The organism is Balneola sp., from assembly GCA_002694685.1.
Classification (GTDB): Bacteria; Bacteroidota; Rhodothermia; order Balneolales; family Balneolaceae; genus Gracilimonas.
The window spans coordinates 564,234-581,556 of the sequence record NZMW01000004.1; the positions used below are offsets into that span (position 1 = coordinate 564,234).

Annotated in this window: 13 protein-coding genes; 6 read left to right on the top strand and 7 right to left on the bottom strand. The window is 41.4% G+C overall.

Annotated features, from left to right (window positions below):
* Nucleotides 1-6: 6 nt before the first annotated feature.
* Both CL667_07910 and CL667_07915 read left to right on the top strand, forming a co-directional pair.
* On the top strand, nt 7-1,404 hold the full coding sequence (locus CL667_07910) for a hypothetical protein (protein MAL17622.1): 1,398 nt from the start codon (nt 7-9) through the stop codon (nt 1,402-1,404).
* Nucleotides 1,405-1,444: 40 nt separating this feature from the next.
* Nucleotides 1,445-2,980, top strand: a complete 1,536-nt coding sequence (locus CL667_07915; GenBank protein MAL17623.1) for a hypothetical protein — start codon at nt 1,445-1,447, stop codon at nt 2,978-2,980.
* Between the two features lie 67 nt (nt 2,981-3,047).
* Here CL667_07915 and corA read toward each other — a convergent pair whose 3' ends face one another.
* The 4 genes from corA to CL667_07935 form a co-directional block, all read right to left on the bottom strand.
* The gene (gene corA, locus CL667_07920; GenBank protein ID MAL17624.1) at nt 3,048-4,145 is read right to left on the bottom strand and encodes a magnesium and cobalt transport protein CorA; all 1,098 of its coding nucleotides are present in this window, start codon (nt 4,143-4,145) and stop codon (nt 3,048-3,050) included.
* A 122-nt stretch (nt 4,146-4,267) separates the two neighbouring features.
* Nucleotides 4,268-4,945, bottom strand: a complete 678-nt coding sequence (locus CL667_07925) for a hypothetical protein (protein ID MAL17625.1) — start codon at nt 4,943-4,945, stop codon at nt 4,268-4,270.
* A gap of 74 nt (nt 4,946-5,019) precedes the next feature.
* Nucleotides 5,020-7,488: a hypothetical protein gene (locus CL667_07930; protein MAL17626.1), complete on the bottom strand. Its 2,469-nt coding sequence runs from the start codon at nt 7,486-7,488 to the stop codon at nt 5,020-5,022.
* A 90-nt stretch (nt 7,489-7,578) separates the two neighbouring features.
* Complete coding sequence (locus CL667_07935) at nt 7,579-8,292, bottom strand: ABC transporter (GenBank protein ID MAL17627.1); 714 nt, start codon at nt 8,290-8,292, stop codon at nt 7,579-7,581.
* A 103-nt stretch (nt 8,293-8,395) separates the two neighbouring features.
* Between CL667_07935 and CL667_07940 the strand changes: the two genes are divergently transcribed.
* Together CL667_07940 and CL667_07945 are read left to right on the top strand one after the other, a co-directional pair.
* Nucleotides 8,396-9,013 carry an arylesterase gene (locus tag CL667_07940; protein ID MAL17628.1) on the top strand — a complete coding sequence of 206 codons (618 nt, stop codon included), beginning with the start codon at nt 8,396-8,398 and terminating at the stop codon, nt 9,011-9,013.
* Nucleotides 9,014-9,181: 168 nt separating this feature from the next.
* Complete coding sequence (locus CL667_07945) at nt 9,182-10,093, top strand: PIG-L domain-containing protein (GenBank protein ID MAL17629.1); 912 nt, start codon at nt 9,182-9,184, stop codon at nt 10,091-10,093.
* A gap of 302 nt (nt 10,094-10,395) precedes the next feature.
* Here the strand turns inward: CL667_07945 and CL667_07950 are convergent, their stop codons facing one another.
* Genes CL667_07950 through CL667_07960 form a run of 3 tightly spaced genes read right to left on the bottom strand, consistent with a single transcriptional unit; the run spans nt 10,396 to nt 12,414 of the window.
* Nucleotides 10,396-11,103: an SIMPL domain-containing protein gene (locus tag CL667_07950; GenBank protein MAL17630.1), complete on the bottom strand. Its 708-nt coding sequence runs from the start codon at nt 11,101-11,103 to the stop codon at nt 10,396-10,398.
* Entirely contained in the window at nt 11,087-11,707 is a 621-nt protein-coding gene (locus CL667_07955; protein MAL17631.1) for a hypothetical protein, read from the bottom strand. The genes CL667_07950 and CL667_07955 overlap by 17 nt, the downstream gene beginning before the upstream one ends.
* Entirely contained in the window at nt 11,704-12,414 is a 711-nt protein-coding gene (locus tag CL667_07960; protein MAL17632.1) for a lysophospholipase, read from the bottom strand. The genes CL667_07955 and CL667_07960 overlap by 4 nt, the downstream gene beginning before the upstream one ends.
* A gap of 262 nt (nt 12,415-12,676) precedes the next feature.
* Here CL667_07960 and CL667_07965 point away from each other — a divergent pair, with 262 nt between their 5' ends.
* Together CL667_07965 and CL667_07970 are read left to right on the top strand one after the other, a co-directional pair.
* The gene (locus tag CL667_07965) at nt 12,677-15,505 is read left to right on the top strand and encodes a hypothetical protein (GenBank protein MAL17633.1); all 2,829 of its coding nucleotides are present in this window, start codon (nt 12,677-12,679) and stop codon (nt 15,503-15,505) included.
* Between the two features lie 18 nt (nt 15,506-15,523).
* Nucleotides 15,524-17,176 (top strand): hypothetical protein, encoded by a 1,653-nt coding sequence (locus CL667_07970; GenBank protein MAL17634.1) that lies wholly within the window; start codon nt 15,524-15,526, stop codon nt 17,174-17,176.
* The last annotated feature ends 147 nt before the right edge of the window (nt 17,177-17,323 follow it).

Here is a 17,323-nt window from a genome sequence, read left to right on the forward strand (position 1 = left end):
GTTATTATGGATGTGTTGACAAAATCCAAGCCTCAAAAAGGTGTTGCTATGAAGTATCAAAATTCAGTTTCCACGTTAATACTGCTTTTTATCCCTTTCCTATTCACCGGATGCTATACGCAATTCCAAACCTATGATCGATATCCTTTAGAGAACGATCGCTATGCAGGATATTACGCTTGGGATAATTTTGATCAGACTGAGGGTGAAGATAACTCAGCTTATTACAATCAAGGCGATGAGGAATACCTTGATGAGCAAATGGCTTTAGAGGAAGACGATATCTATTACAAGGACTATGAAACTGAGACATGGTACAAAAAGAACTATGCGGATAAACTCTACTGGTATGGATATGAAGATGGTTTTGGAGATGGATACAGTAAAGGATACTCTGCTGCAATAGACGATCACTATTTTTATGGCTACAAGCCTTGGGCTTATAATAGCTGGTACCGTTCTCACTACACACCTTTCTACCAATATAATCGTGGTTACCATAATTCTTTTTGGATAGGATTTGGAAGCTATGGACATGGTTACTACAGCTACCCATACTATGGTTGGGGCGGGTATTATGATTACGGTTATTGGGGATGGCACCATCCATATTCAACATCAATATTTGTGTATAATGACTATCACAGAGCTAAGAAATATCGACGAAGCGCTGATTTATATAGGAAAGGACCAAGAGGTTCCGGTTTATATGGCAGTGCAGGAGATTACCGAACTCGATCTGGTAGTGGCATAGATTCACGGTCAAGAGGATCAGGTGTCACAAGATCGAGGGGGATTAATACCGGAACCCGTGTGCGAACAACAGACCGCTCATCCGGACGAGGAAGTTCCGTGGGTAAAAGTTCTGGAACTAGATCAAGAGGATCGTCTGTAGGTAAAAGTCGCTCAAGTTCAGGTAAAAGCCGAAGCAGAGGGGGTGGATCTTCTGTAGGGCGAAGCAATGGAAGCAGCAAAAGCAGCGGAAGTGGCAAAACCGGGAAGTCCAGATCCAGATCAGGAAATAATTACTCGGCACTTAGTACTACTTCTGTCCGAGATATAAACATTCCTGACGTTTCAACCCGAACATATACTATCCCGGCTCGACGTGGAAACAGTACTTTTAGCGGTTACAGTTCTACTTTTAGTTTAAGTGATTTTGTTAAAGGTTCTAGTCGCAGAGCAAGCTTAAATTCAAGCAAAAGCTTTTTTGATAGAGTAGGAGCATCAACTAAAAGGTCTTCTACTATAGGCAGAACGAATACTTCATCCAAAACTACAAGAAGCATTACACGAAGTACTTCTTCCTCAAGCCGATCTTCATCAGTAAGCAGAAGCAGAGGATCATCATCAAGTAAATCATCAGGCAGTTCAGGTAGTAAAAGAAGCCGCGGCGGAAATTAAGCTGCAGGCTTAAACCCAATCAAAAAATTATTATATCACTATGAAGAGGATTCTTTTTTTTCTCTTGATGCCCATACTGTTTCAACCAATTGACGCTTTTGCACAGGACGGCAGCAATGAGGTGTTGTACTCAAATTTGGCATTACAGTTCAGCTCACAGAACTTTAATGGGGATGCAGGTACCGGGTATTTCCCATCTGTAGCAGCCCCGAATGGATATGGCAGTTTCGCCGATAATCCGGCAAGTGTGGCACTTATAAAAGACGGCTATTTCAACTTCAGCCTATTTAATAATCAGGTAGAATATGAAAACAGCTATTTGGGCAATACGATTGTTTCGGATGATAATTCAACCAAATTGGGCAACCTTGGGTTTGTCTATAAAATACCAACTGAGCAAGGGAGTTTTGTTTTAGGCGGAGGCTATAATCAGCTTAAAAATGAAGAAAGAATATATAGAGTAGGGGGGCGGAATAACCAAAGCACTATCACTGATCAGTTTAAAGAACCAACCAGTGACTATTACGATATAGCCTTTAATGCCTATGCAATTGACTGGGGTGATGTGGATTCTACTTACCTGGAATCAATTTTTAGAATTGGATTTCAAAATTTCCCAGGTATTTCTCAAAATGCAGAAGTAACCAGTTCCACTAATATTGGGGAGTATTCCTTTTTCTTTGGGACTGAATTCCAGGAGAATCTGTTTCTTGGGATTTCAGCTGGGTTAACATCAGGTAGCTACAAATACCGAAGAAATTTTCTGGAAGAGGATGATGAGAATGATTACAACGGCACCTTTATTCCTTCCGATGTCAACGATGTGGGCACTGATATCTCAAGTATTTTAACACACGATGAAATTGATGCGAGTATCCTTGGATTTTCCTTGCGTGGCGGTATTATTTATGAAGTTTCACCAAAGTTTAATGTTGGGGTTAGCTACTTAATACCATCCACCTTGGTGATTCGGGAAAGCTATTATTCCTCAATTCTAACAGAACTTGATGACGATTCAACGCCTTTTGAGTCTGATTTTGCCAGTGATCAGGACTATGAATATCGAATTAAAAAGCCAGGGCAACTTAGTGCCGGTTTTGCTTTGAAAGATGTTGCGGGTTTTAGTCTGTCTATTTCCGGAGAGTATATCAATCACTCCAATCTCAGTCTTGATCTAGTGACAGGAAACAATCTTGGTTTTGATGCCGAAGTGGATTTAATAGATCAGCAAAGCGATTTGGATGCTTTCATGGGAGAAAACTATAATCAGGTAGTAAACCTAAAGAGTAGTCTTGGCTACCAGATTAATAACCAGTTCAACATGAAAGCAGGTTATGCTTTTCTGCCAGCCAAGAGTAAAGTTTTTGAATCAGACAGGAATATTATTTCTGGAGGCTTCAGTGCAAATATCTCAAAGAATATAGTTCTGGACATAAACGGGCAATATTCATTTTGGGAAGACCGTTCGGAACTGTATAACTATTATGACGACTCCGAAGATGTTGTTCGATCAGAAGTAGTTGATCAACAAGTAAGCACATTTAAAATATTAGCGGGTATTAAGTTTCTTTTTTAATCCCCCAAAGATCCGTAGTTAGTTAAAAAGAGGCCTCGTGATTGAGGCTCTTTTTTTGGGAATCATATTATAGCCAGTCCTTTTTCCTGAAATAAAAAATCATACCAATGGTCGCCCCAATCATAATTCCCCAAACGGTTGGGTATGCCCATTGCCAGCTAAGTTCGGGCATGTACTCAAAGTTCATTCCATAAATTCCGGCAATAAAAGTAAGTGGAATAAATATGGTCGCGATGATAGTCAAAACTTTCATCACCTCGTTCATCTTGTTGCTAACCTGAGACATGTACATATCCATCATTCCCATAGCCATGTCCCGGTAGTTTTCAATTCCGTCTATAATTTGAACCAAATGGTCATATACATCACGGTAGAAGATTTTATTTTCTTCATGAATCAGATGTGACTCTTCCCGCAAGAGCGAATTCAGGCTATCTCGTAGTGGCCAGACCGTTCTTCTAAAGTAAATTAACTTTCGGCGCAGGGCGTGAATTTTTTCTGGTATTGAGTCATGATGTTTTTCAAGAATCTCGTTTTCGAGTTCCTCAATCTCGTCTCCCAGCTTTTCCATCACTTTCAGATAATGGTCAACAATGGTATCTATGAGAGCATAGGCAAGGTAATCAGGTCCATTCTTCCGTAGGCGTGGAGCACCACTTCTGAGCCGATGAAGAACAGGCTCATAAATAGGATATTCATCTTCCTGAAAGGATAAAACTGAATTATTTGATAAGACGATGCTAACCTGCTCAACTTTTAGCTCTCCCGTTCCTTCATCAATCGTCATCATACGCAGCACAAAAAACATATGATCAGTGTATTCTTCTACCTTTGGTCGCTGGTGGGTATTTAGAATATCTTCCTGAATCAGAGGGTGGAGTTCAAAGTAACCCCAAATTTCTTTTAGCTTCTCAATATCATGAAGCCCACAAATGTTGATCCATGTTTTTGAAGGGGAATCGAGATACGGTTTGCTATCATCAATTTCCGAAAGATCATGCTCAGCCAGTTGTTCTGAATCATAATCATAAAGATTCATTACAACGCTTTCTAACTTTTTTTCACCTGTAAAGTGAAGTGTTCCTGGTGCTTGCCCAGGTTTTTTCGAGCTTCTCCTATTTGAGAGGAAAGAAGGCCTTGGGATCACGCGTTTAATATTCTTCATCTGCTAAAGTCTGATTCATTTATTGCTTTGCAGGATCGTGATAGTTTTTGAGAAATAAAATAAAAAAGTCCTGTACCTACGAATAGTTACAGGACTCACTGAGGTTTAAAAAGAATCAGATTCTATTCACCAATTTCACCTTCTTTTGCCGCTTGTTTAAGTTCATTATTTGCCCAGATGGCAATTTCGACACGGCGATTTTTCTGTCTTCCTTCAACAGTTTCATTGGTAGCAACTGGTTTCTCCTCTCCGTAACCTACAATAGTCATTCTTTCAGGGTCAACTTCAATAAAAGCCATAAACTCGGCTACCGAACGAGCACGCTGCTCTGAAAGATCTTGATTATAGCTTTCTGATCCCCTGCTATCGGTATGGCCACCGTACATGATGTTAGTGTCTTCATACTTCTTTAGGACTCTGGCAAGGTCTTCTAAATCCCGTTTCGAGGGGTCTTTCAGTGTATAGGAGTCAGTATCAAAAAGGATTCCGGAATCGAAAGTGATTTTAATGCCTTCACCAACCCGTTCGACTTCAGCATTTTGGAGTTCTTCTTCGAGCTCTTGAGCCTGTTTGTCCATGTAGTTACCTATGGCAGCTCCCGTAGCTCCACCTACGGCTGCTCCAATAATAGTTCCGGCTACGGTATTACCTGCTGCTTTACCGATTACAGCACCCGCCAATGCTCCAGCGCTGGCACCAATCGTAGTACCTTTTGCTGTTTTGCTCCAGTTCTTACAAGCAGTGAATGGGAGTAGCAAAAGGACAAGTACTGCGATGCTTTTAAAGCGTAATATCTTCATGATAGATGATTCAATTATCGTTCTATCACTTAAAAGGGCTTTAACTAGGGATGTTCCAAGATTATAATAATGTTTTAAGCAGCTTCTGCTCTCAATACTTCTAATGGGGGTTTATTATGAATGCCTCTGGTGTTGAATAGGCCAATCACCAAGACTAAGGCGGTAAGTATGAGTATCTCAATACCAATGATGGCAAAATTCGGAACGAACTCTATATCAAAATAGAAGTAACCGATTAGTGTGCTTGCTCCAAGAGAGAGAAAGAGTCCGGTAATTGATGCCATCACTCCAAGAAGTACATATTCGATAACCTGAATTTTTATGACCTGCTTTTTGGAGGCACCTAAAGTTCGTAAGAGAACGGCTTCTCGAATGCGTTGGAATCGACTGGTAGCCGCAGAGCCGGCCAAAACAATCAGCCCTGTAATGATGCTAAACAACCCAATGAATTGTATCACAAAGGTTACCTTATCGATGAAATTTCGGACGGTTTCTATAACAAGACCAACGTCTATAGCAGAGACATTAGGATAACCTTGCACAATATCTTGCTGAAGTGTCAGTGAAGCTTCGCGACTGGTTGTATTGATGGTAGTGGCAAAAAACTGGGGAGCAGATTCTAAAACTCCGGCCGGAAAAACCACAAAGAAATTCGGCTGGGGCTGATCCCATTTAACGGTTCTTGTGCTTGCGACATACGTTTGTATTGGGATTCCCTGAACATTCCAGGTAAGGGTGTCGCCAATATCTATGGCCAGGTTATCTCTTTGATCTTCTTCAATGGAAATAGGGAAGGGCTCATCCATACCATCTGCACTTCCAATCCATTCGCCTTTTACTAATTCTTCAGAAGCCAGCAAGGTATCACGATAGGTAGCCCGGTATTCCCTATTAAGGGCCCAGCCGCTAACTCTTCGAGTGGTGTCCTGATCGTAAGCTTCTGCAGTCATCCCATTCACTCCCTGAATACGCATGGTTACAATAGGGACATTTTGCAGGACTTGATGTCCATTGGATTTGATGATCTCATTTACACCATCATTTTGGTCGTACTGAATGTCATACAAGGCGAGATTTGGCAGATCCTGCTGACCTCCAAAATCAATCTGATCAAGCAGCATATCTTGAGTTAGATACAGCGAGCTAATCATGGTAACACCTAATCCAAAAGTAAGGAGAAGGGTAGTTGTTTGATTGTTGGGCCGATATAAATTTGCGAGGCCCTGACGAAGCTCATACTTGAATCCAGCACGAAGGAATTTCCGAGCTCCTTTCATAATAAGCTTAGCAAAACCGGTCAGTAATAACAGGCATGCCACTAGACCTAATGTGAAGAAAAGGGCGGGCAGGAATTCACCAAGCATTAGCCAGGCATAGCCTGTCACAAATAGTGCGAGCGCTGTCCCCAAAATAATCTTAGTAGAGTTTTGTAGGAGACTGGACAAATTCACTTCGACAGAACGGATGGAAAACAGTGGTGAAATCTTTTTAACAGCCAAGAGCGGGAATAAGGCAAACAATACAGATATGATAACGCCTGTTGCCACTCCGGTAAAAATTGAAGTCCACGAAATATAGAGTTCTATGTCAACAGGGAGAAAGTCTTGAACCAAAACCGGCAGGTAAAGTTGTACTCCCGACCCAAGGATAGCCCCGAGTACGGAGCCAATAAGTCCCATTGCAGCCGCCTGAATCAAATAAATGGATAAGGCCTGATTCGAAGACACACCTACACAACGCAGTACAGCAACGGTATTTATTTTTTGACGGATATATACAAAGATTGAGCTGGCTACTCCAATTCCACCCAACAATAAAGCAATAAAGCCGATAAGGTTTAGAAAGTTTGATAAATATAGGATGGCTTCACCAACTTCTTCTTCACGCTCGGCAACGGTATCATAACCAAAACGAAGATTCTGCTCATCACGAAGCTGATCAAGACGGTCATCGACATATTGCATGTCGGTTCCTTCCGGGAATTTGTGATAGGAAACATATTCTAAACGGCTTCCGCGCTGTAGCAATCCTGTTTCTTCAACATTATTTTTTGGGATGAATATTCGAGGCCCAAAGAAGGTAGCTGCAACGGGCTGACCCGGAATTTCAATAATAGCGCCTTCAATTTTATAGGTAACCTGACCGATTTTCACGGAGTCGCCGGGTTCCACACCAAAGAGACGCATAATGGGTTCGTCAACAAGGGCAGACTGATTTTGTTGGTACAAATCTGCGGCCTCTGCCGGTTCGGTGACCAATTCACCGTAGTAGGGAAAATCTCCTTCAAAAGCTGTGATTTGTGACAAACGTGTAGTTCCGGTTCCCGGGAAGAAAGCCATCGAATTGAATTCCAACCCGGTAGTGACTTCACCGCCAAGTGAGTCTAAAACCTCTTGTAATTCAGGCTGAAAGGGAGCGTTACGTTCAACTTCTAAATCAGCCCCAAGTAATTCTTTGGATTGATTTTCAATGCTGGTATTGAGGTTGTCCCGGAAGGAAGTAATAGCCGTTTGGGCAGCCACACCTACAATAATTGCTGCCATGAAAAGAAACAACTTGGAGCGATTCGAACGGGAATCACGCCATGCCATTTTAAATGTCCACCAGATAGAATTTTGATTATTTGTCATGGTCTATTTAGCAATAGTTTCAGGTTCCTGTTCAACAAAACTGTCTTCGTGAACCTGACCATTTTTGAGCTTGATAATGCGATTACATTTCTTAGCGAGCTCAAGATCATGAGTTACCAACACCAAGGTTGTTCCCTGCTGTTCGTTTAGATCAAAAATAAGCTTTTCGATGTACTGCCCGGTTTCTGTATCCAGGTTTCCGGTCGGTTCATCAGCAAAAAGAATCTTTGGCTGATTGATAAATGCGCGGGCTATAGCTACTCGCTGTTGCTCACCTCCGGAAAGTTGGGTAGGGTAGTGATGGGTACGGTCGCCAAGGCCAACGCTGGTGAGTAATTCAATAGCTCTTTCCCGGACTTCCTTTGTTCCCTCGCCACGCAATTCAAGTGGAACCATTACGTTCTCTACAGCGGTTAAGGTAGGCACAAGTTGAAATGTCTGGAACACGAAACCAACATGTTTGTTTCTAACCTGAGCCCGTTCGTCTTCGTTTAAGGGATTAAGTGGAATTCCGTTGAGGGATACACTTCCGGAAGAAGGGCGATCAAGTCCGGCGCATAAACCTAATAAGGTTGTTTTGCCGGAACCGGACGGACCAACAATTGCGCAGGAAATACCTTCCTGAATTGAAAAATTAATATCGTCAACGACGGTTAATGTTTTTGTTCCGCTTTTAAATTTGCGGAATAACTGATGAACTTCGAGTATATTTGACACGTTTCTTCTTTTTGGAGTTATACCGAAACAAACAAAGGAATTATCAAATAACATTCCTTTAAAGTTTGACAATTATTACGGCACAAAATTCACAATGTTATTTATGATTAGAGAATTAACAATCGCACTTATTTTATTGATGGCTGTTTCAGTACAAGCTCAGGAGACGGAAGCCCAAACCATCTTATTTTTTGGTGATAGCATCACCGCTGGACTCGGAGTTCAGCAGGAGCAAGCTTTTCCTGCTCTTGTGCAGGATAGGATTGATTCATTAGGAATGAACTATGAAGTTATTAATGGCGGGCTAAGCGGTGAGACTTCAGCCGGTGGTTTACGGCGTATTGACTGGATTCTTCGCCGTGATATTGATCTCATGGTTTTGGAGTTGGGAGGCAATGACGGATTAAGAGGTATTGACTTAAGTTCGACCAAAGAAAACCTTCAGAAAATTATTGAAAAATTTCAGGCTAAAAATCCTAATGGACAAATAATACTGGCCGGTATGCAAGTCCCGCCAAATTTAGGGCAGGAGTATACTTCAGAATTTCAAACTATTTACCCTGAGTTGGCCGAAGAAAATGACCTTCCTTTAATTCCACTCATTATGGATAAACTCGGAGGGAGTGAAGAATTGATTCAAGGGGACGGAATTCATCCAACGCCCAAAGGACATAAGGTGATCGCGGAAACCGTGTGGGATGTATTGAAGGAATATATCTAAAGATAGATTATAAATTATTGAGTGCATTCAAGATGAGTAGAAGTAAATTGCGGTGTATTGGTCACTGAAAAAAGTATGTGATATGCTCCCAGAAGATTATCTCCCAAATACTGATTGAAAGACCTTATTTTGAAGTGCTATAATTCAATACTTAATCCATTAATAAAGATGAAAAAGCTACTTACCACATTTTTCATATCCATCACATTGGTATGTACTCTAAATGCACAGGATGCATTACTTGATTACAAGCCAAAAGTACTTTTAGTCACAGCTCACCCTGATGATGATGCTCTCTATTCAGCTACAATTTTTAAAACAACCCAATTGTTAAACGGAGTTGTGGATTTAGCTTTGCTTACCAATGGAGAGGGAGGCTACACCTATTCAACCCTGGGAAGCTATATTTATGAAGGGAAGCTGGATGGAAAAGAGTTGGATACAGAAGAGGTGGGAAGAAAGTGGCTGCCGGGTATCCGTAAAAAGGAATTGATGGCCGGGGGAGATATTGTAGGAATCCGCAACTACTTCTTTTTAGATCAGCCCGATTTTGAGTATACCGAGGATGTGAGTATTCCTTTAGTAAAATGGAACACGGATTGGGCACGAACCAAACTTGCAAACATCATGCAAGAGGGAGAGTATGATTTTCTTTTCCTGATGCTGCCCTATGAGACTACTCATGGTCACCATAAGGCTTCAGCAGTGATAGCCCTGCAGGCTCTGCAGACCTTACCTAAAGAAAATCGCCCTATTGCCCTCCAGGGATTTATCCGAAGGGGTGAAGAAGATCCGGGTGTTGATTTCAGCCAGCTTGAGAACCATCCCGAAACAAGAGTGATGACTGATCAGATTTTCGAGTTTAACCGAAATCAGACTTTTGGGGCGAATGACCGAATGAATTACAACATTATCGGAAACTGGGTGATTGCTGAACATAAATCGCAAGGAACCATGCAGCTGCTTATGCAGAGTGACAAAGGTGTTATTGAGCAATATTGGTATGTTGCATTGAACGGTGAAGAGGGACTGGCTAAAACCGCCGAATTTTTTAAAGCAGTAAATGCCGTTGAGCCGTGATTTCGTTAATCGTTATTCGTGAAGCGTAAACCACGAATAACGATTAACCAATAACGAACCTACTCAATAGAAAAAGACCAGTGTCATCCGGGTTCCATTTCGATGGTAATTTAGAATTTTACCGGATGCTACTCCGTGCTCGTCCGACCACTTTGGCAAAAACCTGAACAGAGATACAATGTATCAGTGGTCTGACGAATTGTTCACTCCAAAAACAGACGCAATTCTATCCCTAGCCTTTATTTATTCATCGGACGAACTTAAGTCGTCAGATGAAGGTCGATGATTAGCCAATCACAAAACTATTTGATGGAAAAAGAAATGTTGATGTTGGCGGTAACGGAAACTGTTTGAGCAAAGTCCATCATTGAGGACTCACTTCTCACTGCATCCATAGCCATCATACTTGATTTACGGGGTATCCCAATCTGATGATCGGAATAATTAATAGTTTGCACTGGTCCCAATGCAACTCCCGAAGTGTTTGCAATGAGTTCGGCTCGCTCTTTCGCCGCTTCTATAGCGCTGATTAAAGCTTTTTCTTTTCCTTCTGAAATTTCAGTAGAAGAAAACTGACCATTAAATGAGTCGAACCCATTTTCGATGAGTGTAATTTGGATTTTCTCATACGTTCCAAAATTATTAAAAGACAGACTTACGGATTGATTTGTAACCGTTGTCTGGCTTTCATTCCGATACCTTTTATTCATTCTGATGGGTTCAAAATCAATATCCTCTTCTTTGATGTCGAATTCTTTTAAAAGATCAGCAAGTAAAGATTCTCGTTCTTTATGAGCTTCAAAAGCTTCCTTTGGGGTATCAGCTTCAGCGTTGATGTTCACATTAAAGATAATGAGGTTAGCCGGAAGGAGTTCAGATGCACTCATGTTTATGGTGATTGTACGTTCAGAAATAGGCTGCTGCTGAGCCATGGATTTACAACTCACACCAAAAAAGAGAAGGCTTACAGTGAGTGTGATTTTCCCAAGTTTTCTACCAGTTGATACCATACTCTTTCTTGATTTCTTGAACGTCTGCATAATTTTTTCCTCTGTCTAATTTAAAAATCCGGCTTCCCGAAACGTCGTATTCTTCTAATGAATATCCACGCCTGTACCAACTTTCCAGAACCTCTAAATATTGTTCTTTACTTTTTTTACTTCCCAATTTAATGGTGAAAGTTTCCGGCTCTTCTCCGTTAGAAATAGATACCTGGAGTATTAGTTTTGGGCTAAACCAGTTTAGCTTCTGAATAACGTATACTTTGATTTCAGAATCAGTGTTTACTTCTATGGGAGAATCGGGAAACTGTTCCTCTTTTTTAGTTGGGAACAGCTGTATTTCATTTTCTGTTAGCTCTGCTTTACCGGCGCTTTTTCTGAACAACACTCCCATAAATGCAAAGCCATAGCCAATAACCATGGTAGCAGCTAACAGCATTACCTGCCAGTCAGCCAATTCAATATCCAGCAGAGTAAACAAGTGAAAGCTTAAATAGCTAAGTATCGCAACGGTGGTCCAAAGTTTGAATTCAATAGATTCAGTAAAAGTTACACGATCCGTTAATGGATCTTTAGAAGCAACAAGATGGGTAAGGTTAAATTCATACTTCATTGTTCTATGATTTTTGTGACTGTTGGCAGCATTTCTCCAATCCACATGCTATACATTTTAGCCGAAGGGTGAAGTTCATCAGAAGCTAATAGTGATAAATCATAGTTAGCTAATTCTGAAATCGGTGTAATATTGATGAAAGGAATATCATATTCACTGCTGATATCTCTGGCTATGCGGTCATATTCGATTAATTCGGCCCCAATTTTCTTCGGGTTTCGGGATTCTGCAAAAGGAGTAACTCCATAATTTGGGATGGATATGACAAATACGTTCCCCGCATTTCCTCCGGCAAAACCAATAGCTTGCTCTAATAACTCTCTGAATTCGGTTTTATAGAGCTCAATTTCTTTTCCCTGGTATTGATTATTCACTCCAATTAAAAGAGATACCAAGTCAAAGTCGGAGCTTGGAGCTGTTTCCTGAATTCCACCTTTTAAATCGGTGGTTGTCCAGCCGTTGGTAGCAATTATTTGTGTGGTGTCAACTGAAATACCCATCATTCTAAGCGTATCAGCCAACTGGTAAGGGTAACTATTTTGGGGATTAATGGCTGTTCCAATAGTGTATGAGTCTCCCAGGGCTAAATACCGAACAGATTCTTTTTCAAGCTTTTGGTACTCTTCGTCAGGCTGACAATTCGCAGAAACAAGGAAAAGCGTCAAAAAAAGTGGTAACAGTAAAAATGGTTTTAAGAAAGTGTTCATGACTATAAAGCTAAAGAGCGTTGTTGAGTATTGCTAAGGATAAGATTTGCAAAGGATTCATGCACAAATAAAAAGTAATGGAAGCGCTTGCATTTATGCCCAAAACAGACTTTTATTTGGTTACCTAAAATTATCGGCAATAAAAGCAGTTCGCCTGTCTGAGAGAAAATTAACAGACGGAATAAAATAGTTGGCCTGCCAAACAATAATCAAAAGGATCAAACCAATGAGCAACATGATTCAGCGAGTATTTGCACTATGCATGATACTAACCTTTTGTATATGCAGTACGCTTGCATATGCATCAAATAAAATAATAGAGGATGAAACCGTAATATCAGGCTTAGTTACTGATGTTGAAGGTGAACCATTAGCCGGGGTTAATATCCGGGTTGACGGTAAAGTAATCGGGACGGCAACAAGGCCTGATGGTACTTTCAGTTTAACGGTTCAACAAGACCCTCCATTAACACTCATTGTTTCTATTGTTGGTTTTAGAAGCCAGCGAATAGAAATTACCAATTCAATGGTAGATGACCTTGAGATTGCATTAGAGGAAGAAACTATTTCCGGAGGCGATTTAGTTGTTTCGGCTTCAAGGGTGGAAGAAAGTATCCTAAAATCACCCGTATCCATTGAGAAAATGGACGTTTTAGATATTCAAACTGCAGCATCTCCTTCTTTTTATGATGCGATTGCAAACTTGCAGGGAGTTGATTTCAGTTCTCAAAGTTTGACATTTAAGTCTATCAACACCCGTGGGTTTGGCGCAAACGGTAACACACGTTTTGTACAATTAATTGACGGTATTGATAACCAGGCTCCGGGCCTCAACTTTTCGGTAGGTAACATTGTAGGTATTTCTGAGATTGACTTAGAAAGCGCAGAATTGATTCCAGGTTCTGCTTCTGCACTTTACGGCCCAAATGCCTTGAATGGTATTTTACTTATGAACAGTAAAAGTCCTTTTGAGTACCAAGGGGTCTCATTCAACATTAAGCAAGGTGTTAATCAGATAGACAGCGAAATTGAAGACCCTTCGTTATATCAAAGCTACGATTTTCGGTATGCCAACGCCGTGAATAACAAATTCGCTTATAAAGTGACGGGCTCATATTTGAGGGCTCAGGATTTCGTAGGGCAGGATTATCGTGACCAAAGCGGAATTGTAGAGCGAGGCGATTACGAAAGAGGTGACCGACGAGTATTTAACGGAGTTAATATTTATGGGGATGATATCCTCAACCTTGGTTCTATAGCTGATGGCTTAATTGCCGGTGGCGGAGCACAGGGTGCACAAACTGCAGCTATCCGAAGTCTTATCCCCGATGGACCAAGAGGAAATTTTTCTGCACCGGGATTTCGTGAAAGTGAATTCGTGGATAACACCACAGAAAGTTTAAAACTTGGTACTGCACTTCATTATCGTATAAATGATGAATACGAGATTTTAGGTCAGTACAATATTGGTTATGGTAGTACAGTATATACTGCAAATGACCGTTTTGTTCTTGATGATTTCAATATTTGGACCGCAAAACTTGAGCTTAGAAATGAGAATTTCTTCTTAAGAGCATATACCACTCAGGAAGATGCGGGCGATTCTTACGCAGCTAATACGGTGGCAACGAGGGTAAATCAAATTTCCTATATAACACCGTATTTCCAGACCTTTGCAGGAGCAAGAACACAGGGCGCCACAATTGAAGAAGCTCATGCTGCCGCTGATAATGCAGCTACCGCAAGTCAACAGCAATATCTTCCTGGAACCCCTGCTTTTGATCGAGCCGTTGATTCTCTGAGATCCCTTTCTATTGCAGATGGCGGTGCACGGTTTGTCGAGAAGTCAGATCTCTACCACGTAGAAGGGATGTATAACTTTTCAGAAATCATTGATCCTGAAACAGTTGAACTTGTAGCCGGTGGTAATTACCGTATATATGATTTGAACTCAGAAGGAACTCTTTTTGCCTATGAAGATGTAAACAACGAAGAGGAATTCGATATCAATGAGTGGGGTGCTTATGTACAAGCCTCCAAGAGCTTTTTAGATGATCAGTTAAATTTACAAGGTTCTGTTCGCTACGATAAGAACGAATACTTCGACGGACAATTTTCTCCTCGTGTTTCTGCATTATTTACTATAGCTGATCAGCACAATATTCGTGCTTCTTATCAGACCGGTTTCCGAATCCCAACTACACAAGATCAGTTTATTAACCTTGATGTAGTAAGCCGACTTCTGATTGGTAGTAATCAAACTCTTGTAGACCGTTACCGCTTTGAAACCAATACTGTCTATACCGCTCAAAGTGTAGATGACGCTCAGCAAATTGCCAATAGTGGAGGTAGCGCTGCAGACGCAAGGGCAGCATTAGAGGCTGTTGAATTCGAAGAGTTTGAGACGGAAAAAGTTCAAACTTATGAATTAGGTTATAAGTCGATGCTGTTCGATAGGCTCATGGTAGATGCCTACTACTACTACAGCTCATACACAGATTTTATTGCTGAAATCCAGTTCGTTCAAGGTGTCCCGAATGGTTTAGCAGAAGATCCGGGTGCTTTCGATTCAGACAGTGATGCTGGTAAAGATGCCATTATTAATGGCGGTGTTGTCACTCAGGAGTATGGATTTGATGTGAACGCTGATGGTACCGTGAACTCTCATGGATGGGGCGTGAATTTAGACTTATCGTTGCCTAAAGGCTTTGTTGTAGGCGGTAATGTTTCATACAACAAGTTGTTGGATCAGGATGATCTAATCGATCAGGGTTTCCGAGCCAGCTACAACACTCCGGAATGGAGATATAATGTTCGGTTTGAAAACCGTGAAGTTGTTGACAATCTTGGTTTCGGCTTAACCTACCGCTGGCAAGATGCTTTCTTCTGGGAATCATCATTTGGAGCTGCTGTAGTTCCTGCTTACGGCACGCTAGATGGTCAGATAAGCTACAAGTTGAATGACTACAACACGATTCTGAAGCTGGGTGGAAGTAATCTTCTAAATGAAAGATATACGACCTCTTTTGGTAACCCGAAGATGGGAGCTATCTATTACTTCTCCGTCACATTCGATCAATTCCTGAACTAATTAAAAAGAGATTTTATTATGAAACGCTTTAAACAACTTTCAAAATTACTTTTAGTAGCAGCTCTCGTTTTTACAGGCTGCGAAGGTCAGGAACAAGACCTTATAGATGACAGAATAAATGATAATCCATTACCCGGTGAACCTAATGTAAATTATACCGCAGGTGATGCTAATTTCAGTAATTATGTAGCCATCGGTAATTCGCTTACTGCTGGTTATATGGATGCTGCTTTGTACAACGCAGGTCAGGGAAACTCAGTTGCAGCAATGATGAATGCACAATTCGAAGTTGTAGGCGGAACTGAGAACTTCAATCAGCCTGACATAAATTCTGTTAATGGGTTTAATACAGCTGTGGCAAACCCGAATTCACAAGTTGGTATCTTAGGAAGATTTAAGCTTGATACCAGTATTCCGGGGCCATCACCTGTAGTGGGTGGTGACGCCATTACTCCTTATACCGGGGCAACAAATGAGCTAAACAACTTTGGGGTTCCGGGAATACAGGTAGGTCAGCTTCTGACTGCTGCAACCGGTGGGCCAAATTCTGATATGAATCCTGCTTACAGTCCATTTTATGCTCGCTTTGCAAGTAACCCAAGTCAGGATGGATCAAACGGTTCAACCATACTAGGGGATGCTATTAGCGCGGGGCCAACATTCTTTTCACTTTGGATTGGGAACAATGATGTACTTGGATTTGCAGTAAGCGGAGCTACAAACGATGCGATTTTCACATCTACTGCTGATTACCAGACTCGTTTTGGTGCGGTGGTCAACACACTGATGTCGGTACCTGATCTTAAAGGGGTTGTAATTGATATTCCGCCAATTCTTGCTATTCCTTATTTCCGTGCGGTTACCTATGATAACGTCACACTTGATGAGGCTACAGCAGGAGCACTTAATCAAGCTTTTGCCGGATTTAATGCTGCCCTTGATGGGATTGTAGCAAACCTTGGCCACGATGCACAAGACGCTGCGATGAGAAAAGTAGAATACTCAGCTGGTGCCAACCCAATTCTTATTGTTGATGATAACCTGGAAGATCTTGGTCCTAAGTTCGATCAGCTTGAAGGAGCAGGTGCTATCAGTGCTGCACAACGCGCTGCATTAGTACCGTACGAGCAGGCAAGACCTATGATGGGAGATATTCCTCAGTTAGGCGACGAGTTGGTTCTGCTTCCAGCAGGTTCAATTCTGGGTACCTTAGCTGATCCAAACAATCCTCAGTCACAAATTGGTGTCGTTGTTCCTTTAGCTGACCAATATACGCTGACAAGTGATGAGATTGTAGAGATTGAGACTGCTCGCCAGACTTTCAATGGTACTATGCAACAGGTAGTACAAGGAGCAAACGCAAATTCAACCCGGATTGCTTTCCATAGTACAAATGCAGCTAATGGCACTTTTGCAGATTTATTTGGATTAAGCGATGGTCAGCTTGGAATTAGAGTTTCCGGAACAAATCTAGCGCCAGACTTTAGTCCAAATGGTGTCTTCTCTACGGATGGGATTCATCCTAATCAAAGAGGAAATGCGTTGCTTGTAAATGATGTACTTGAAACCGTGGAAAGTACTTTTGGAGCAACTTTGCCTGAAGTAAGCGTGCTAAATCTACCAAGTGTACAAACTTGTGCCGGTGATTGCGTAAGCCAGATCGGCTCATAGCCCGATAAGAGATTCAAAGAAAACCCACATACATTAAGTTGTATGTGGGTTTTTTTGTGTCATTAATCCGGCGTGATGACAGAATGAAGTAACTTTGTCACTCCGGTTATTGATATCAATTGATGGCATGCTATTTGCTCTAATCAG